Annotated in this window: 16 protein-coding genes and 1 pseudogene; 12 read left to right on the top strand and 5 right to left on the bottom strand. The window is 40.5% G+C overall.

All coding sequences use genetic code 11. The features are described from left to right. The 4 genes and pseudogenes from myaer_RS06020 to myaer_RS06010 all read left to right on the top strand — a co-directional run bounded on the left by myaer_RS06020 (position 1) and on the right by myaer_RS06010 (position 7324). Complete coding sequence (locus myaer_RS06020; protein WP_046661392.1) at positions 1–4473, top strand: non-ribosomal peptide synthetase; 4473 nt, start codon at positions 1–3, stop codon at positions 4471–4473. 64 nt (positions 4474–4537) lie between these two features. Then, the gene (locus tag myaer_RS21900; protein WP_235614806.1) at positions 4538–4912 is read left to right on the top strand and encodes an acyltransferase; all 375 of its coding nucleotides are present in this window, start codon (positions 4538–4540) and stop codon (positions 4910–4912) included. A 66-nt stretch (positions 4913–4978) separates the two neighbouring features. Continuing rightward, positions 4979–5146: pseudogene (locus tag myaer_RS21895) on the top strand (DapH/DapD/GlmU-related protein); the annotation flags it as partial. A gap of 183 nt (positions 5147–5329) precedes the next feature. Further along, complete coding sequence (locus myaer_RS06010) at positions 5330–7324, top strand: ABC transporter ATP-binding protein/permease (RefSeq protein WP_046661391.1); 1995 nt, start codon at positions 5330–5332, stop codon at positions 7322–7324. Positions 7325–7438: 114 nt separating this feature from the next. On the opposite strand, the gene myaer_RS06005 is transcribed toward myaer_RS06010, so the two are convergent. Next, positions 7439–7891 (bottom strand): hypothetical protein, encoded by a 453-nt coding sequence (locus tag myaer_RS06005; protein ID WP_046661390.1) that lies wholly within the window; start codon positions 7889–7891, stop codon positions 7439–7441. 53 nt (positions 7892–7944) lie between these two features. Between myaer_RS06005 and pyrE the strand changes: the two genes are divergently transcribed. The 5 genes from pyrE (at position 7945) to nuoK (ending at position 11852) form a co-directional block, all read left to right on the top strand. Next, positions 7945–8634, top strand: a complete 690-nt coding sequence (gene pyrE / locus myaer_RS06000; RefSeq protein WP_080949716.1) for an orotate phosphoribosyltransferase — start codon at positions 7945–7947, stop codon at positions 8632–8634. 411 nt (positions 8635–9045) lie between these two features. Beyond that, entirely contained in the window at positions 9046–10164 is a 1119-nt protein-coding gene (nuoH, locus tag myaer_RS05995) for an NADH-quinone oxidoreductase subunit NuoH (protein ID WP_002753735.1), read from the top strand. 42 nt (positions 10165–10206) lie between these two features. Further along, positions 10207–10779 carry an NAD(P)H-quinone oxidoreductase subunit I gene (ndhI, locus tag myaer_RS05990; RefSeq protein WP_002733194.1) on the top strand — a complete coding sequence of 191 codons (573 nt, stop codon included), beginning with the start codon at positions 10207–10209 and terminating at the stop codon, positions 10777–10779. A 145-nt stretch (positions 10780–10924) separates the two neighbouring features. Continuing rightward, positions 10925–11521, top strand: a complete 597-nt coding sequence (locus myaer_RS05985) for an NADH-quinone oxidoreductase subunit J (RefSeq protein ID WP_008203498.1) — start codon at positions 10925–10927, stop codon at positions 11519–11521. 25 nt (positions 11522–11546) lie between these two features. Continuing rightward, entirely contained in the window at positions 11547–11852 is a 306-nt protein-coding gene (gene nuoK, locus myaer_RS05980) for an NADH-quinone oxidoreductase subunit NuoK (RefSeq protein WP_197533180.1), read from the top strand. Between the two features lie 66 nt (positions 11853–11918). Here nuoK and lptC read toward each other — a convergent pair whose 3' ends face one another. Together lptC and myaer_RS05970 are read right to left on the bottom strand one after the other, a co-directional pair. Then, complete coding sequence (lptC, locus tag myaer_RS05975) at positions 11919–13067, bottom strand: LPS export ABC transporter periplasmic protein LptC (RefSeq protein WP_046661388.1); 1149 nt, start codon at positions 13065–13067, stop codon at positions 11919–11921. A 76-nt stretch (positions 13068–13143) separates the two neighbouring features. Further along, a complete protein-coding gene (locus myaer_RS05970; protein ID WP_046661387.1) occupies positions 13144–14334 on the bottom strand; it encodes an HhoA/HhoB/HtrA family serine endopeptidase in 1191 nt (396 codons plus the stop codon). A 163-nt stretch (positions 14335–14497) separates the two neighbouring features. Here myaer_RS05970 and myaer_RS05965 point away from each other — a divergent pair, with 163 nt between their 5' ends. From myaer_RS05965 to myaer_RS05955, 3 genes are all read left to right on the top strand, one after another. Next, positions 14498–15835 carry a Mur ligase family protein gene (locus myaer_RS05965; protein ID WP_002776995.1) on the top strand — a complete coding sequence of 446 codons (1338 nt, stop codon included), beginning with the start codon at positions 14498–14500 and terminating at the stop codon, positions 15833–15835. A gap of 163 nt (positions 15836–15998) precedes the next feature. Then, positions 15999–16802 (top strand): type 1 glutamine amidotransferase, encoded by an 804-nt coding sequence (locus myaer_RS05960; RefSeq protein WP_046661386.1) that lies wholly within the window; start codon positions 15999–16001, stop codon positions 16800–16802. A 76-nt stretch (positions 16803–16878) separates the two neighbouring features. Then, a complete protein-coding gene (locus myaer_RS05955) occupies positions 16879–17799 on the top strand; it encodes a hypothetical protein (protein WP_046661385.1) in 921 nt (306 codons plus the stop codon). An 86-nt stretch (positions 17800–17885) separates the two neighbouring features. Here myaer_RS05955 and myaer_RS05950 read toward each other — a convergent pair whose 3' ends face one another. Together myaer_RS05950 and myaer_RS05945 are read right to left on the bottom strand one after the other, a co-directional pair. Continuing rightward, a complete protein-coding gene (locus myaer_RS05950; RefSeq protein WP_046661384.1) occupies positions 17886–18629 on the bottom strand; it encodes a cupin domain-containing protein in 744 nt (247 codons plus the stop codon). A 387-nt stretch (positions 18630–19016) separates the two neighbouring features. Further along, on the bottom strand, positions 19017–19709 hold the full coding sequence (locus myaer_RS05945) for a Crp/Fnr family transcriptional regulator (protein ID WP_046663617.1): 693 nt from the start codon (positions 19707–19709) through the stop codon (positions 19017–19019). Positions 19710–19791: the final 82 nt, after the last annotated feature.

The raw sequence follows: 19791 nt of genomic DNA, 5'->3' as shown, positions 1-19791 counted from the left end.
ATGTCAAAGATGAACCATAACTCTCAAGACAAACAAAAATTACTCAAGCTGTTACTACAAAAAAAAGGAATCGGGGTAAAAACAAATACGATACCTACTAGGGATCCGTCTCAACTTGTACCGCTTTCTTTTTCTCAAGAACGACTTTGGTTTTTGTACCAATTAGAAGCTAACGGCTATACCTATAATATGCCGTTTCGCTTTCAAATTGAAGGCAATTTAGATATTGATATCTTTAGAAAAGCTTTGGAAACTATTAAGCAACGTCATGAAGTGTTGCAGACCTGTTTTCAAGAAGTTGAAGAAATTCCCAGACAAATTATTAACCCTAAAATTCATTTAAATTTTACCTTGCTGGATTTACAGTCTTTATCTTCTGGGGAACAAACCCAAGAATTAGAGCGATTAACCGAACAAGAAATTTATACTCCCTTTGACTTAACCAAAGCTCCCTTAATGCGGACTTTTTTGGTTAAATTAAAAGCTGATTCTTATCTTTTATTTTTGAGTTTACACCATTCTATTTTTGATGGCTGGTCAATGAAAGTTTTACTACAAGAACTTTCTCGTTTATATCAAGCTTTTTTACAAAAACAATCTAATCCTTTACCCGATTTGCCTATTCAATATGGTGATTTTGCCGTTTGGCAAAGACAACAGTTACAAGGAGATAAACTCACCCAGGAAGTTAATTATTGGAAACAAAAATTAACGGGAATTCCACCGTTATTGGAAATTCCCACTGATCATCCTCGTCCTCCCATACAAACGTTTAAAGGCAATAATTGTACATTTAAACTAAGTCCAGAATTAAGCCAAAACCTGAAAAATATTAGCCAAACGTCAACCGCTACTTTGAATATGACGCTGTTAACGGCTTTTAATATTTTATTATATCGTTATAGCAGTCAAGAAGATATTGTGATTGGAATTCCTAGTGGAAATCGACAATTTCCTGAAATTGAACCCTTAATTGGTTGCTTTATTAATACCTTACCCATTCGCACTCAGTTTAAAGAAAATCTCTCGTTTAAAGCTTTATTAAATCAAGTCAAACAAGTAGTTTTAGAAGCTTATGAACACCAAGATTTACCCTTAGAGAAGGTGGTAGAAGCGGTAAATCCTCAACGAAACATAAGTTATAGTCCTTTATTCCAAGTGATGTTTTCTTGGGAAGATATGCTGCACATTAATCATTTTTCGATGGCGGATTTAAAATTAACTCCCGTCACGATGAATGCTTTAATTGCTCAATTTGATTTAACCTTAGCCATGCAAGAAACCACTGAGGGTTTAGTTGGATCGTTTGATTATAATTGCGCGTTGTTTAATCAAGACACAATTGAGCGCATGATTACCCACTTTAAAACTTTATTAGAAGGAATTGCCGTTAATCCTGAACAATCGATTGAATTATTACCTATTTTACCTTTATCAGAACAAAAGTTATTAGCTCAATGGAATCAGACTAATATTGCTGAAAATCCAAAGGTTTGTATTCATGAATTATTTGAACATCAAGTTTTAAAAAATCCAAATGGGATCGCAATAGAATGGGGCAGGGAAAAAATCACCTATCAAGACTTAAATTATCGTGCCAATCAATTAGCTCATTATCTCCAATCTAAGGGGGTTAAAGTTGAATCATTAGTGGGTATTTGTTTAGAACAATCTGTATCTATTATTATCAGTTTTTTGGCAATTCTTAAAACCGGTGCTGCTTATCTTGTTCTAGCTCCCAATTATCCCCAAGAGCGTTTAAACTATATCTTAAATGATGCTCAAGTCTCGGTATTAATCACTCAAAATACCTTGATTAATTTATTCCATGAGCATCCAGCAAAAGTGGTTTGTCTAGATACTGAAGAAAACTTAATTATTAGTCAAAGCCAAAACAATTTAGTTAACCCTATTCAGCCAAATAATTTAGCTTATATTATTTATACCTCTGGTTCAACAGGCACTCCTAAAGGGGTTATGATTGAACATCAAAGTTTAGTTAATCATAGCTTAGGAATTATTAAAGCCTATGATTTAACAAGTCGTGACCGAATTTTACAATTTGCTTCTTTTACCTTTGATGTAGCTGCTGAAGAAATTTATCCAACCTTTTTAACGGGTGCAACTTTAGTTATGCGTCCTGCATTAATGTTCCCTGCTTTAGCCGATTTTACTCAATTTATTCAGCACAATCGTTTAACGGTAATTAATCTTCCAGCTACTTATTGGCATGAATGGGTATTAGATTTATCTCAAACTTTAATAACTTTACCTGAAACCCTACGCTTAGTGATTACAGGAAGTGAAGAAGTATTAGCAGAGCGATTAATATTATGGCAAAAAATCCTATCAAATAGTCAACGAGAAGATATCACTTGGTTGAATGCTTATGGTCCGACAGAAGCGACGATAACCACCACGGTTTTTAATCCCAATTTGAGTCATAAAATTGCTCAAATTCATTCTGTTGCCATTGGTAAACCGATTACAAATACACAGGTTTATATTTGTGATCGCTATTTGCAACAAGTCCCGATTGGAATACCAGGAGAACTGTTAATTGGAGGTTTAGGTTTGGCCAAAGGTTATCTCAATCGCGATGATTTAACCCGTGAAAAATTTATTACTCATGCTTTTAATTCATCAGAATATCAACGTTTCTATAAAACTGGAGATTTAGCTCGTTATTTACCCGATGGAAATATAGAGTTTTTAGGACGCATTGATAATCAAGTTAAAATTCGAGGGTTTCGTATTGAAATTGGCGAAATTGAAGCCGTATTAACTGAATACACAGATGTCCGAGCGACGGCGGTAATTGTTAGAGAAGATCAAACAAATAATAAACAATTAGTGGCTTATATTGTGCCAAAATACCCATCCATTGATCCTGCAAAATTGCGGAGTTTTCTCAAACAGAAATTACCAGATTATATGATTCCAGCTTTCTTTGTACAGCTTCAAGAATTGCCCTTAATGAGCAGTGGGAAAATTGATCGTAACGCTTTACCCGCACCCACCGAAATTCGGGAGCAAAAAACGATGATTACACCCCGAACAGCTACAGAAAAAATTGTTGCTGAGATTTGGCAAGATGTTTTAGGGTTAAAGCAAATTAGTATTTTCGATAATTTCTTTGACTTAGGTGGTCATTCTTTAAAAGCTGCCCAAGTGATTTCTCGACTGCGAGAACAATTAGCTATTAATATTCCTTTAAACTATCTTTTTTCAGAACCGACGGTAGCAGGATTATCCTCTAATTTAGACTTGAATTTATCTGATACAATTGAGAGTGATCAAATCCCAGATTGGCAAGTCGAAATTACCTTAGATACCTCCATTCAACCGCCGAATCTTGTGGCTCCCTTTCCTCAAAAACCTGCTGATATTTTGCTCACAGGAGCTACGGGTTTTCTCGGAATTCATTTATTAGCTGAATTATTAGACAAAACAGAAGCTAATATTCATTGTTTAATTCGAGACAAAAGTTTAGAACAAGCTCAAGCGAAAATTTACCAGAAATTAAAAACCTTTCAATTATGGGATGAACAGAAAAGCTCTCGTATTATTCCTGTTATTGGTGATTTATCCCAAAAACGTTTAGGAATGTGTGAACCTGATTTTCTGGAATTAGCCAATCAAATTGATGTGATTTATCATAATGGAGCTTGGGTGAATGCTATTTATCCCTATTCAATACTGAAACCCACTAATGTTTTAGGAACAGCAGAAATCTTGAGATTAGCCTGCTTAATTAAAACCAAACCTGTTCATTTTGTCTCGACGATTTCTGTTTTTTCCCCCAGTTATGCTCAAGGAAACTTAATTCAAGAATCTGATCCCCTGGGTATAAATCATGGACTCAATGCCGGTTATACTCAAAGTAAATGGGTTGCCGAAAAATTAATCATGGAAGCTGGAAAACGAGGACTTCCGATGACAATTTTTAGAGCGTCTCGAATTATTGGACATAGTAAAACCGGAATTTGTAATAGAGAAGATTTGTTTTGTCGTATGATTAAAGGCTGTATTCAATTAGGAATGATTCCTGATTTTGGCGATAGTACAGAAGACCTCACTCCTGTGGATTATGTCAGTGGTGCAATTGTACATTTAGCCAGTCAAGAAACCTCTTTAGGGAAAGCATTTCATTTGTTGAATTCTCACCCAACCTTAAATCGTGAGTTATTTGATTGTGTTCGGGAAATGGGTTATCCGTTGCAGTGTGTTTCCTTGGAAAAATGGCGATCGCATTTAACAGAACAATGTAAAATTAATACAGATAATGCTTTATCTCCGGTGTTAGATAATTTTTCAGATGAAAATTTATCCGCAGGTTATCCCCCCCAGTTTGATGCTCAAAATACGGTAATGGGGTTAAAGGGTACAGCCTTTAATTTTCCCAAAATTGATGACAGATTGTTAAAAACTTATTTTGAATATTTTACTAAAAGTGGGTTTTTAACACAATAAATGTCGATTTTATCACACCCCTAAATTCAAAAATCCAGATCATAAATTCCACGAAATCAATCTTATGTTTAACTTAAAACATCAATTATATTTATTAATTTCAAAATTCTTAGAAGAACAAGAACGGATCGAAAAACGTCAACAACTTTCTGAAAATGCCACGTTTCACAGTTCAGTCAAATTTATCGGAAAGTGTGAAAATTATAGGGGAGATAAAAGTTTAATTACTATCGGAGAAAATACCATAATATTAGGTGAATTGTTTTTATTTACTCATGGTGGAAAAATAGAAATCGGTAAAAATTGTTATATTGGTGAGAAAACTGGAATTAGATCAGCAAATTCTATCAAAATTGGCAATGAAGTTATAATTGCCGATGATGTCAATATTTATGATACCGATGCTCATTCATTAAATTATGTTTTAAGACAGAAATAATTTGTGGAAGTCGTCATTTTAAATAATCTGATTAAGGATGCTAAATATCTTGATATAAAATCTGCACCAGTGGTGATAGAAGATCATGTTTGGATTGGATTTAATGTTGCGATTCTTAAAAGGGTTACGATTGGGAAAGGAGCAATTATTGGAGCAGGTTCGGTGGTGACACAAGATGTAGAACCTTTTACTGTTGTTGCTGGTAATCCTGCCAAAATTATCAAACGATTATGAATCTGATCCAATGCCTAAACAATAGGTTAATATTGATTACTGATATGTAAAAAATCTAGAAAATAGTAGTAATAGAATTTGTGATAATAATGCAGATTTTTATGGTATGCTGAATTAGTGTCTAACTCAATAAATAGACCTTAAAAGTTCTAATGTACCCCATTTTAGAGTAAAGAGAATCCTATGAATGTTGCAGAAAAAACCTCAGACAGCATGAATCTCAAGCAAGAGACTCGAACTTTCAATCAATCTCTTCAAGAATTTTTAAGATTTATTCAAGTTTATTGGTATCCTAAAGAACACCAGGATAGAGCTTTTTCGCAGATTATTCGTTCCTGGGGAATGCTCGTTTTATTGTTTTTATTATTAGTGGGAGTAGTAGGTCTTAATGCGTTTAATAGTTTTGTTTTTAGAGACTTAATTAGCGTCACAGAAGCTAGGGATGCAGAAAAATTAACTCATTTTGTCATTATTTATGGGATTACTCTAGGCAGTATGACGTTTTTCACAGGATTGTCTAGGTTTCTTAAAAAACTAATTGCGCTGGATTGGTATCAATGGATCAATAGTAGTATCTTGCAAAAATATTTTAAAAATCGTGCTTATTATCAAATTAATTTTAAAGGAGATATTGAAAATCCAGATCAACGTTTATCCCAAGAAATTCAACCCATTGCCAGAACAACGATGGACTTTTTAACAACCTGTGTTGAAAAAGTTATGGAGATGCTGGTTTTTATTGTCATCCTTTGGTCAATTTCTAAAAGCATTTCTATTGTGCTTCTGGTTTATACGATTATTGGAAATATTCTTGCCACCTATATTACTCAACAACTAAATAAAGTCAATAAACAACAATTAGAAATCGAAGGAACCTATAAATACGCCATTACTCATGTTCGGACTCACGCTGAATCAATTGCATTTTTTAGAGGGGAAGAAAAAGAGTTAAATATTATTCACAGAAAGTTCAATCAGGTGATTAAAATCATGATTGAAAGAATTAATTGGGAAAGAACCCAAGAATTTTTTAACCGCGGCTATCAATCCATTGTTCAAATCTTCCCCTTCTTAATTGTTTCCCCATTATATATTAGTGGTGAAATTGAGTTTGGACAAGTTAACCAAGCCAGCTATTGTTGCTATTTCTTTTCCACAGCCTTATCCGTGTTAGTGGATGAATTTGGACGCTCCGGTGAGTTTATTAATTATATTGAACGTTTAGAAGAGTTTTACCAAGCTTTAGAGGGTGTAAGCAAACAAAAAACCCCAGTTAATACCATTAAAGTCATTGAAGATAACAATCTAGCTTTTGAGGATGTCACCTTACAAACTCCCGATGCCGCTAAAGTGATTGTCGAACATTTATCCCTATCCGTTGAACCAGGGAAAGGTTTATTAATTGTTGGGCCAAGTGGTCGAGGAAAAAGTTCTCTTTTACGCGCTATTTCTGGGTTATGGAATACAGGTACAGGTCATTTGGTGCGACCTCCCCTCGACGATTTATTATTTTTACCCCAACGTCCTTATATCATTTTAGGAAACTTGCGCGAACAGCTAATTTATCCTCAAACGACAACGGAGATGAGTGAATTCCAATTAAAAGAAATCTTACAAGAAGTTAACCTGCAAGATGTTCTTAATCGCATCAAAAATTTTGATGAGGAAGTGGATTGGGAAAATATTTTATCTTTAGGAGAACAACAGCGTCTAGCCTTTGCGCGACTATTCGTTAATCAGCCAGATTTTGTAATTTTAGATGAAGCCACCAGTGCTTTAGATTTAAAAAATGAAGATCATTTATATAAACAGTTACAACAAACTGGCAAGACCTTTATTAGTGTCGGACATCGAGAAAGTTTGTTTAACTACCATCAAAAGGTTTTGGAACTGTCCGAGGATTCTACTTGGCGCTTAATGAGGATGGAAGACTATCATCCATCAGCAGTGATTGCAACTCATTCTAACAATGACCAAACCGTTGATGAAACGATAGAAATTGTCTCTGAAATGAACAATCAAGACAATTTTACCCATCAAGAAATGCAAAAACTGACCAACTATAGCTTAAGTACGATCAAAAATAAAGCCAGTCGAGGTCAAACGATTGTTGCCAATGATGGCATGAGCTATCGTTATGACAAAACCCTTGATATTGCCAAATGGGTGAGAGTTTAGCTTCTCAGGGAGCTTCGATTGAACTTAAAAAGATATATTGCCGCAGTTCGGGAACCTTCAAAGAAGATTCTCGACCGATTACATTGTTAGCCAATTGCGAGTTAAATTGGCGAATTAAAAGCCGCCGGGGCTTAAATAACTGGGATTTTCCTGTAGGGAAGTATCGAAGGGATTGGGTAGATCTTGGGTGCGAATTAAAGGCCCAGACTGTTGCTGTTGCATGACATCATAGTATAAAGCTTCGGTCAATTTAGCATCCCGGGTAATCATATTATCGAAATAAGAACCCTGGGGAAAAGTACGCCAACCCAAAAGAGAGTTGAACTGTCCTAAAATGTTGGTGTAGTCGTAGAAACGACCGGTATTATTATTAACAGCGCGGTTAAACAAACCGGGGATATTATTAAATCCCACCGCCGTATCGGGAGAGGGGACAAGTTGCAATTGTTGGATTTTTACCGGCGCCGGATTGGTGGCGGGTGAACGTTGGGCGATCGCAATAGGCGAACTCAACCAGACTAAACCGGTTAAACAAAACAGGGAAGGGAGTAAAAATTGAGCGCGCATGGGTGAAAACCTCCTCACAGGGGCAAGGTTAATTAAAAAATTGCTTCAATGGGATGAGAAAGAAATCAATACTAGCGATCGAGGCAATATATAATGACTTTTGGCTTAATTGTAACCGAAATTTTGGAGTCAGTCAGACTCCCAATCCTGAAAATATGGCTAATTCCTCGGTAGCGAATCTCGATACTGCTTCCCTGCGTCAATTTCTCCTCGATGCTCTTGTCCGTCTTGCCTATCGAGAGGGAGATTTCACCCTGTCTTCAGGACAAAAAAGCAGCTACTATATCAACGGCAAACAAGTTACTCTCACTGCTGAGGGAGCTTTAGCCGTGGGGCGTTTATTGCTGTCTCTACTGCCTCCAGATACCCAAGCGGTGGCAGGATTAACCCTAGGGGCGGATCCGATTGTCAGCGCGGTTAGTGTGGTATCTGCCTACGAAAATAGCCCGATTCCAGCTTTAATCGTCCGCAAAGAGGCAAAAGGTCACGGAACCATGGCTTATATCGAGGGGCCGACTTTAAACCCCGGTGCCGCAGTGGTTGTCCTCGAAGACGTGGTGACAACGGGGAAAAGTGCCATGGTAGCGGTAGAAAGATTACGCGATGCGGGTTATCAAGTAGATTTAATCATTGCTTTGGTGGATAGAGAGCAAGGAGGGGCGGAATTTTACCAATCTCAGGGAATAAAGTTTCAAGCTTTGTTTTCGATTCGGGATCTACAGGCGGCTTATCATAATCAATAGCGGGGAGTGGCGAGAAACGCTCGATAACTGGATTTTAACAGTCGGATTGGCTCTGGGGATAAACCACAAAGGCACAAAGAACACAAAGAGGAAGACAGATTCAAGCGGGCTGCTTTCATTGCCTAAACGATAAGTTATTTACATTTTTTTCCTGTGAATAATTGGTAACTAGCTGAGGTTGTCGGCACTAAGAAACAAATGAGAACATTGATAGATTCAGAGTCTAACGATTGACTAATAGCTATTCTCGGACGGGGAATCAAGATTGCTTGATTCTCTTGGCCGCTAAGAATTGAAGCCTTTATCACTTTCTGATAACCCTCAGACCGACTAACTGTATACTAGGCTATAAGATTTGCTTAAAAATCTTCGGACCATGCCGAACTATCGACAGTACAGCGATCGCCAAATATGAATCAAGGCATAGATTTACAAGAAAGTTTCATTAAATCCCTAACAGACTTGGGATTAAGTGGAGGACTGGCTAAAGCGATTTGGATGCCTTTACCCATGTTCCTGATGATTATAGCCGCCACAGTGGGGGTTTTAGTCTGCGTCTGGTTAGAAAGGAAAATTTCCGCCGCCGTCCAACAGCGTATCGGGCCGGAATACGCAGGACCCTTGGGCGTTTTACAACCGGTCGCCGACGGTCTGAAATTAGTCTTTAAAGAAGATGTCGTCCCCGCTAAAGCTGACCCTTGGTTATTCCTCTTTGGGCCAATTTTGGTGGTGATGCCGGTGTTTGTCTCCTACCTCATCGTCCCCTTCGGTCAAAATCTGCTGATTACTGACCTAAACGTGGGTATCTTTTTATGGATTTCCTTGTCCAGTATTGCCCCCATTGGTTTATTAATGGCGGGTTATGCCTCAAATAATAAGTATTCCTTACTGGGAGGCCTACGGGCGGCGGCGCAATCGATTAGTTATGAAATTCCCTTGGCTTTATCGGTATTAGCGATTGTGATGATGTCTAATAGTCTCAGTACCATTGATATTGTCGAACAACAATCCGGTTATGGCATTTTAGGCTGGAATATCTGGCGCCAACCGGTGGGTTTTCTGATTTTCTGGATTGCCGCTTTAGCTGAGTGTGAACGTCTGCCTTTCGATTTACCAGAAGCGGAGGAGGAATTAGTCGCCGGTTATCAAACCGAATACGCGGGGATGAAATTCGCTCTCTTTTATGTGGGTTCCTACGTTAACCTCGTGCTGTCGGCCCTAGTTTTCGCCGTCCTCTATCTTGGTGGTTGGGAATTTCCTATCCCCGTCAATGCTGTGGCCGGCTGGTTGGGAGTGAGTGAAACCAATCCTTGGCTACAAATTATCACCGCTTCCCTCGGGATTACGATGACGGTATTAAAAGCCTATTTTCTCATCTTCATCGCTATTCTCTTGCGTTGGACTGTACCCCGGGTTCGCATTGACCAATTACTCGATTTAGGCTGGAAATTCCTTTTACCGGTATCTTTAGTTAACCTACTACTTACCGCCGCCCTAAAACTAGCTTTTCCCTTTGCTTTTGGCGGTTAATTCCCGTTTTTGCCCTGTTAACCTACTATACCTCTGACCATCATGTTTAACATCCTCAAACAAGTCAGCGATTACGCCAAAGGTAGCATTCAAGCGGCGAAATACATCGGCGAAGGTTTATCCGTTACCTTCGACCATATGCGTCGTCGTCCGATTACCGTTCAGTATCCCTACGAAAAGTTAATTCCCTCGGAACGTTATCGGGGTAGAATTCACTTTGAGTTCGATAAATGTATCGCCTGTGAAGTTTGTGTGCGAGTTTGTCCGATTAATTTACCAGTAGTGGATTGGACTTTTAACAAGGAAATTAAAAAGAAAGAACTCAAACACTACAGTATCGATTTTGGGGTCTGTATTTTCTGCGGTAATTGTGTAGAGTACTGTCCGACTAATTGCCTATCGATGACCGAAGAATACGAACTAGCGACCTATGATCGTCATGAATTAAACTATGATAACGTCGCCCTAGGCCGTTTACCCTACAAAGTCACCCAAGACCCGATGGTAACACCTCTGAGGGAATTAGGTTATCTGCCTAAAGGTGTCATCGAACCCCACGATTTACCCGCCGGTAGTCAACGCGCCGGTAAACGTCCGGAAGAAATTACTGATTAATTAGCAGTTAGCTATCAGCCGTCACGGTTTTTAGGTAGGAGAATTGCCAGATTCTGTCTTTTGCCTCTTGCCTGTTACCTCTTGCCTTCAGAAGCTGATAACTAATAATTAATAACTCTCAAACATAAAAGGAGATGAAACTACTGTGAATTTAGCCGAGGGCGTTCAAATAGTATCTTTTGGCATTTTAGCAGCCCTAGTAATCGGGACAGCTTTAGGCGTGGTACTATTATCTAATATCGTTTATTCCGCCTTTTTATTGGGCGGTGTTTTTATCAGCATTTCGGGTTTATATCTCTTACTAAATGCTGACTTTGTAGCGGCGGCACAAATTCTAATTTATGTGGGTGCGATTAACGTTTTAATTCTCTTTGCTATTATGCTTGTTAACAAGCAAGAGGACTTTTCTGATATTCCTAAACGTTGGATTCGTCAGGCATCTACTGCTTTAGTTTGTGTGGGTTTATTTGTACTGTTATCGACCATGGTTTTAATCACACCTTGGTCAATTTCTACCACTTCTCCCGCCGTTGTGACTAATACTTTAGTAGAAATCGGTAAGCATTTCTTTAGTGATTTCTTGCTACCCTTTGAATTAGCTTCTGTGCTGTTATTAATGGCGATGGTCGGAGCAATTATTTTAGCTCGTCGTGACCTTATCCCTACCCTAAAAGCTGAAGAACCTACGGCCACAGCCTTAACATTACCCGAACGACCTAGAGAATTAACCGCCCCTAAATAAGACCCAAAAAAGAGGTATCATGCAGATTCAGTTAGAGTATTATTTGTTATTAGCGGCGGCTTTATTTTGTATCGGAATTTACGGTTTAGTCACCAGTCGCAATGCCGTCCGGGTTTTAATGTCGATCGAATTGATGCTCAATTCTGTTAACATTAACTTAATGGGTTTTTCCAACTATCTTGACCCCGCTAATATCCGAGGCCAAATTTTTACTATTTTCGTGATTACCGTAGCGGCAGCCGAGGCAGCCGTGGGTTTAGCGATTATCCTGACTATCTATCGTAACCGCGACACCATCGATATGGAACAGTTTAACCTGCTCAAATGGTAAGCTTTTAAATATTTACCCCTCTCTCTCCCTTTTTTGGGGAGAGTTTTTTTTGGCCAGTTTTCCCTGTTAACGAGGATAAATCTCGGTGACAACTCGATCGGGGGAGCTACTGGTAACAACAATGTTATTATCTTCTAAAGTGCCGATCGCTTTATCGCCGGTGAGATTAAATTTTGGTTCCTGTTGTTCATAGATAATATTCCCCTCGGCCTCGACAATTTTTTCCGACATTTTCCAAGTTAAGATCTGACTATACAATTGCGCCCCAGTTTTCTGATTAATTCCCTTAACCCCATCCTTGAGATAAGCGATACGATTGCCTAATTCCACCACCACACGATTACCAGTAATAGTGATTTGATCTTGATATTGAAAAATTTCCGTGGGGCGATCGGAAGTTAGGGTACGATTTTGATAGTTCCAAATTGCCTGAGAACCAGAAATCTGTAAAGGTGGTTCTAAAGAGCGATATTCGAGGTTTTCTTGCAGGATAACCTGATTATTTTTTCTTTCCCAACGACCGCCGATAGCAGTCAGGCGATCGATAATAGTTTTATTAATATAGCGATCAAAAGCGACTTTTTGATCGGTACTAATGACTTGTTGAGGAATTTCCCAGTACAGGCGCTCGGTTTGCAGGACGACACGAGATTCCTTGGCGGTAGCCACCACTTGACCTTGTAATTCTAGTTTTTCTTGGCGCGTGTCGTAGCGTCCTTGGCGGGCCTTGGCTTCTAGTTGTAGATGACTACCTTTGATCCCTTTGGGGGAGATTAAAATACCTTCCTTGGGTAGCCAACGCAATTCAGGCGCGTTAATAATGGCTTTATTGCGGGGATCCACAGCCACAATATTATCTTTGAGGAGAATTTCCTGGCCTTCCTTATAGACTTCCCCTCGGTCAGCACTAACCTGTAAAACTACTTTCCCCTCTTGATAGATATTACCCTTGATATTTTCCAGACGGGCGATTTTTTGGTCTTGGGTGTAGGTAGCTTTTTTGACCTGAATTTTCCAGAGGGGTTGTCCGGAGGGGTTAGCCTGTTCTAAGGTGGCATTATTGAGAATTAAGCGGCCAGTTTCTTCAATTTTAGGCGATTCTGTCGGCGAAATTTTCGGCGGATCGGGAGGTTGACAGGCTGTTAATCCCAGCAAACCGATTAGAAGGGCAGCCCCGCGCCCAATTGATAATTTTAATTGTAACCGCTGCCTCAATTTCGATCGCTCCGCTGCTATTTTCTCTCCTCCCAGTGTAGGGTAAGGGGTCGCCCCTTGACCGGTTGAAAGTAGTTCACTCGCTAGTTTTGCTAGGAAAAACCCCCGGTTGAACGGTGAGAGTTTGTTGTTTACCCCTGCGGTTAATCTCGATTTCCAGATTACCACCGATCGCACTGGTTTCTACACCTTGCTGCACATCCGAAGCGGTTTTAACGGGATTTCCTGCCACAGTTTCGATGATATCACCCGCTTGCATTCCGGCTTTTTGGGCGGGGGAATTTTCCACCACTCGCAGGACGATTACCCCTTCATTTTGGTCAATATTAAAGTTTAATTCTTTAGTTTCGTTCAATTGCTGCCGTAATTCTGGGGTTAGCGTCACCATCTGGATACCAATGTAGGGATGTTCCGCTTTACCCTTACTAGATAGCTGTCCCGCCACTTTTTGGGCGGTTTCGATGGGAATGGCAAACCCTAAACCCTGGGCATCGGCCCGAATTGCCGTATTAATGCCGATAACTTCCCCCTTGGCGTTCAGCAACGGGCCGCCGGAATTGCCGGGGTTAATAGCGGCATCGGTTTGGATAAAACGAACCCGTTTATCGGGAACCCCCACTTCGCTGCTAGTCCGGCCCAAGGCGCTAATAATGCCCACTGTCACCGTATTATCTAAGCCTAGGGGATTGCCAATAGCGATCGCCCACTCCCCGGGGGTTAAAGTTTCGGCCTTGCCAAAAGTCACCGTCGGTAAATTTTTCGCCTCAATTTTCACCAGGGCCACATCGGTCATATTGTCAACCCCCAGAACTTTACCCTGATAGGTTTGACCGTTTTTCAAAGTCACTTTTACTTGGGTTGTCCCGTCCACCACATGGGCATTAGTCAAAAGTAGTCCTTCTGTACTAATTATAAATCCAGAACCGGTTCCCCGTTCCCAATGCTCCTTGGGAATCGGCACTTGATCACCAAAAAAGCGCCGAAAAAAGGGCTGTTTAAATTCTTCGGGAATTTGGTCGGCCACTTCCCGGGCCGAGTCAATCCGCACCACCGCCGGCCCAACTTTCTGCACGGCCTGGGCGATAAAATTAACATTGTCGTCGTTTTGGGGAATAACAGGGAGAGAGAGGGAAGCGGGGACGATTGCCGGCGGTGTATTTACCTCTAGGGGCGCTTTTCTGCTTAAATACTGATTTCCTAGCACACCCACAGCACCGCCTAGGGCGAGTAATCCCAGTGAAATCCCCAATCTTGTCAATAAACCCATAAGCTCTAGCCCTAAAATGTCGTGTGCGGTAGAATCGGCCCCAAACTTACCTATATTATAGGCTGTCTTTTTTGTCGGTAGGAAAGAATCAATGGGAACTTACCCCGTTTACCGGTCTTCTTTTAGGGGTAAAATCACGAAACAGCTATGAGAATCTCAGTTCATGCAATTGTTTGATCGCATCCGTTTAGGGATAGCCGTAGCGGTGGCTAAAACCGTTACTGCTGTGGTTAAAGGACTCCGTTTAGGGGCTGCCAGCGTCTTGCCGGGGGAAATTGCCCGTCGTCTCCATCCCCGTTTGTTACCCCTACTTTGTGGGCAAGTCCGACGGGGGGTAATCTTGGTGGTTGGCACGAATGGAAAAACTACCACTTCCCTACTGCTAAGAACTATTCTAGAGCGTCAAGGGGCAAAAGTTACCCATAATACCACCGGGGCGAATTTAATTAATGGTTTAATCACTGCTTTATTAGCCGATGCTAATTTATTCGGCACTTTAAAGGCTGATTATGCCATTTTAGAAGTGGATGAAAATATTCTCCCTTTGGTTTTAAAAGATTGTCGTCCTCGCGCTATTTTAGCTCTAAATTTGTTTCGCGATCAACTCGATCGCTATGGGGAAGTGGATACGATTAGTCGCCGTTGGCAAGGGGCCATATCTCCCCTACCCACCGATACTTTAGTGATTCTCAATGCTGATGATCCGACCCTTTCCCATTTGGGTCAACAACTGCCCCAAAGAGTTGTATATTTTGGCTTAAGTGAGCCAGAATTATATCTGGAAGAAATTCCCCACGCTGTCGATTCTATTTACTGTCCTAAGTGTGGCGCTTCTTTGGATTATCGCGGGGTTTATCTCTCCCATTTAGGGGATTTTAGTTGTCCTAGTTGTGGCTTTAAAAAGAGTAATCCTGCTTTTCATAGTCACGATTGGCCGCAGATTTTAATCGGTGTTTATAATAAATATAATACTTTAGCAGCGGGTTTAGTAGCCCAGGAATTGGGGATTAAAGATCGAGAAATTTTTGAGACAGTTCAGGGTTTTAAAGCGGCTTTTGGTCGAGCGGAAGAATTAGAAATTGAGGGTAAAAAAGTTAGAATTTTACTATCTAAAAATCCTGTGGGTATGAATGAAACAATTCGCGCAGTGGCTGATATTTTACAGAAAGAAAAGTCCTCGACTACTCTCTTAGTTCTCAATGATCGCATCCCCGACGGGACGGATGTTTCTTGGATTTGGGATGTGGATACGGAAAAATTAACCCGTTTGGGAACAACTTTAGTAGTAACGGGCGATCGACTTTATGATATGGCTTTACGCTTACAATATAGTCAGGATAGTCTCGCTTATCCAGTTAATTTAATTGTTGAATCCGATCTAAAAAAAGCGATCCAAATTGCCCTTAATAACACCAAAAATGAGGAAACTTTACATATTTTACCCACCTATTCTGCTATGTTGGAAGTACGAGAGATTCTCACGGGTCGAAAGATTTTGTAGAAATTAGAAAAGGGGTACATAAGCGCAAGGGTACATTAGCTTTTTTTGTGAGATACTTACACGCAGTTGTTCATATATTAATAATTTTTGATATTTCCACAAACTTGAGATGCAGCCTGTCTCTTATCCCCCATTTCCCCATTCCCTAATCCCCTAAAAAATTATGCAAGAACTAGAACTAAAAATCGGCTGGTTATATCCGACCTTAATGAGTACCTACGGCGATCGAGGTAATGTTATTACTATCCAAAGAAGATGTCAATGGCGTGATATTCCTGTGACAATTATTCCCCTAGATGCTCAAACAGAAGCCGATACATTTTATCAAGTAGATATAATTGTTGGGGGTGGAGCGCAGGATCGGCAACAGGAGATCGTTATGCGGGATTTACAGGGGAAAAAAGCGGCGGCGATGAAAGAACAATTATCGGCAGGAATACCGGGGGTTTTTACCTGTGGTTCCCCACAATTATTAGGACATTATTACGAACCAGCTTTCGGTCAAAGAATCGAAGGATTAGGATTATTAGACCTAGTAAGTAAACATCCCGGCCCCAATGCAAAACGCTGTATCGGTAACGTGGTTTTTGAAATTACGGCCTCTCCCTTAGCGGAGGAAATTAAAGCTATGACTGGGGAAAAACCGCTAGTAATTGGCTTTGAAAATCACGGGGGTCGTACCTATTTACAGACCGTTTCTCCCTTGGGAAAGGTGATTACCGGTTACGGAAATAACGGAGAGGACGGTTATGAAGGAGCATTTTACCACAATGCGATCGCTACCTATGCCCATGGTCCCTTACTACCCAAAAATCCCTTTTTAGCTGATTGGTTAATCCAAAAAGCTTTAGAACAAAAGTATCAAAAACCGATTTTTTTAACAAAACTTGATGATTCTCTGGCCCTGAAGGCAAGATTTGCCATGTTTGAACGACTAGAACTAACCAGTGTGACCAATAAAGCCTAAACTGGTCATATACACTTATGGCAGGAGATAGTCAAACTAGCCATTAAGAATTTTAATTCTGGCAGCTTATGAAATTATGACTGGAAAAATTATCGATCGTCAAACGGCGGGGTTTCTCGTCCTCATCATCCCCCTAGCGGTGCTAATCATCCTTGTTTTTACCGCTTGGCCATTGATCCTACTGGTCTTCTTCTTAACTCTTGCAGTCAAGGTGTGGCAAGACTATCGCTGGTCAAAATTATCGACGGTGATTAACCCCTATTTCAATCAACTTTTACAGGACAATCAAGGTTGTCTCACCCCGATTGACCTATCGGCAAAAGCCAATCTCACGGCCAAATTAGCCAGACAATTTTTAGACAAAAAAGCTGAGGAATTTGGGGCGCAAAAAAAAGCTGTAGGCGATAAGGGTATGGCCTATTACTTTATCACCGCCAGTACCTTGGGTAGTATTTTTGATGAGAGTGACCCCTCTTTAGAAGAAATAGAGGAAAAACAAGTTCCTGCGATTACTGCATCGAGATCCCCTCTGACCAATTTAGAGCAATCGCAGGAGGCTAAATCCCCCCTGATTGTCGCCGAGAAAAGCGAAAATTCTGTCCCGGAGGTTGCTGTTATTTCCTCCTCCCAACCTCTGACTAATTTAGGTAAATTATTTGAGGAAAAAGAGGAAGAAAATACTGCAGCAATCTCTGTTCAAGAAACGGTAATTCAAGAACCGGAGGAGATAATTAATCCTAGTTTGAACAGTTCTGCCAGTTCTTTGTTCCAGTCAGAAGCAGAAGTTAGGGAAGAATCACTAACCACTGTATCTGAAACCATCTCATCGATGAGTTTGGCGGATTTGGCTAAACGTTTAGGAGTTACCCCGGCCGTTTTGGGTAGAAACAAGAAAAATAAATCGGAAGCAGAATTTGCCGATTGGAGTCGCATCAGAGATCCCGATGGTATTGCTTGGAAATTTGACGCAAAAAACTCCCTATTTATGGCAACCTGATAGGTGATTTATTTTGTTTTATAGACAGGCTTAATGCCTGTCTTTTTTGACTCTACGTCCTACCCTCAATCCCATAGATGGTTGCTTCAGATTGCTTGAGGATGTTGGAAATCATCACCGACCACAAATCTTGCGGTTGTATCAGTAACAGGATAGGTTTTAACGTAAATGAGACAACCTGTTGTTGAGGAAGGACTGTAGGGGCAATTGGGGGGGTATCTTAGCCAACTGCCTACTGGATAACTACCCAATTCATCTCTCCAGGTACCTTCAATGACAAAGATTTCTTTAATCTCAGTTTCGACAACATTCACCAACTGAGTGTTGGGCAGCCAACGCTCAATCCAGACTTTTTCTGAGAAATCTGCTTGCTCATAGAGGTGTTGAACCTTAATTTCAGGCACTATACCTGCTTGCCAGGAGCCGTTAAAAATGTTGGTTCTCACTTGTTGGCGAGTTTTACCACCATGTTGCCGCAATTTAACAAAAGTCAGGCATCCTTCCTCACTATAGGGGCGATGGATAAAGCCTTCGGGGTTAAGCATATAAGTACCCGGTGGATGCACCCCTGTTTCATCTGCAAAATTGCCTTCAAGCACCAAAATCTCTTCACCACCGGGATGTCCGTGCAGCGGAAAAAAACCACCCGGATAGAATCGAGTCAGCATTGTTACTGGATGATCCTGGATTTCATGGTCAGACTCGAAACAGCCAAACCAAATTCCAGTAAAGTTTGTCTGAAACCAAGTTAATGATGTGGGAAGCACAGATACGCGGCTTAGTAAGTTTACGTGAACTTTTTGGGGTTTCCACAGAGATTGAGCAGTCATCTTTCCTGAATTTTATTTTTTTGCGTCGAAAAATTATTTGGCATTATTCTTCTACCTAAGAATACTATGTAAGCAGTTATGACTTCAAGTTTCCGAGTTCATCTACTCTCATTAAGAACTTCGGAACAGGAAATAGGCGGAACTCGATCACGATAGCTTTTTAGTCCAGCTAACGACTAAGTTATGCCGTGCTTCTCATCGACAAGAAGGTGATCGTCTTAATTAAAACTAATGCGCTCCAGGGTTTGGGGGGGTAGAACCCCCCAAAAGCTGGGATTGAGTGATAAAATCGAAAGTAATGCCCAATTTTATCCGAGAGTTTCCCCTTAAAAATCCCAACTTAGTAGATTTACAAAAATGAGATGCACCCGCAACACTGCAGAAAAATTAATTCTGACTCAAAAATAAACTGGGCAATCCGATAAGATTATCCTGCTTAAAAAAGATCGAATTTTGTTGTCGCAATTTACCGATTAATCTTGTTACTGTTACTCTGGTAGTGCCGATGGCGCTGGCAATTTGAGCGTGAGTTAGGGTATAGGGGAGATAATAGCCTTCCAGACAGGGTTGACCGTATTCTTCCAATAATAGAACTAAGAACCCCATTAATCGATCGAGGGAGCGTTTTTGACCGAGAATACTCAACCAAAATAACTTACGCTGGTATTGATGGCGAAAAGTTTCCATAACAGCCGATCGCAATTGCGGCCATTGTTCTAGGTCTTCCCAGTATAACCAGACTAACTCGGTCCCGTCTAGATGAGCTTGGGCTTGTAATTGAAAGGGAAATTGAGAAACAATCTCAAAAGGTTGACCTGCACCCACAAAACCGAGAAATACTTCCTCACTGTCGGCCATAGGTAGTTGACGGCAGGATTTTTGGTCGATAACGTTAACTTGTGCCTTACCAAGAATACGAATCGCCCCAGATTCCACAAAGTATAACAGCCCGGGGCGCGTGGCGACTCTTTCATCTTTGGCAAAGGTATGGTTACGATAATGGGATTTTGCCCAGTTAAAGATTTCTGTTTCTTGACCGATTAAGGGTATAAAATCCGACGAAGGAACCGAAGAAGACATTAAAATTAATAACCCACTGGGGCGTTGAGGGAACTGTAAACTAATGTAACAAAAATTTTCTGCGATTGGGGGGGGTCTTGTG

The sequence above is a fragment of the Microcystis aeruginosa NIES-2549 genome (genome assembly GCF_000981785.2).
Taxonomy (GTDB): Bacteria; Cyanobacteriota; Cyanobacteriia; order Cyanobacteriales; family Microcystaceae; genus Microcystis; species Microcystis aeruginosa_C.
The sequence above is the reverse complement of the archived record's forward strand: the minus strand, read 5'-3'. Positions and strand labels throughout refer to the sequence as shown.